A 435-nucleotide genomic window follows, 5' to 3' on the forward strand; every position below is an offset into this window, starting at 1 on the left:
GGACCATGCACGATGGGCCTCGCCTGGGTATACGACGACCGTACTGACATCACCCCGACCGCGCAGGACAGAGCCGATATGGAGGTGTATCTGTTCCGTCATCCCGATCCGGCAACCGGTAACCTTGTCGGCAAGCCTGGCGGGATCGAGGTGTGGCCTGTCGAGCTGGAGCTGTCCCCGCTTAACCCGCAAATCAGTCTGACGCCGGATACGCCGGCAACACGTGCGTCCGTTCAGGCGAAGTTGATCGCCCTTCAGAAAACCATATCGCCCGGACAGACCATGCTCATCACCGCACTCAGAACGGCCATTGGTACGGCGTCAGGCGTGACGGACTATACGCTAAACCTGACTGACGACATCCCGGCTGAGCAGAATGAGCTAATCACTGTCGGAGAGATTGAATGGCTCACAGTGTAGATGAATGGCTGGCCT

1 pseudogene is annotated in these 435 nt (G+C 58.6%); it reads left to right on the top strand.

Annotation, left to right across the window (positions count from 1 at the left end):
- Window positions 1-420: pseudogene (locus tag GTGU_RS26280) on the top strand (baseplate J/gp47 family protein); the annotation flags it as partial.
- Between the last annotated feature and the right edge of the window lie 15 nt (window positions 421-435).

The sequence above is a fragment of the Trabulsiella guamensis ATCC 49490 genome, from assembly GCF_000734965.1.
Lineage (GTDB): Bacteria > Pseudomonadota > Gammaproteobacteria > Enterobacterales > Enterobacteriaceae > Trabulsiella > Trabulsiella guamensis.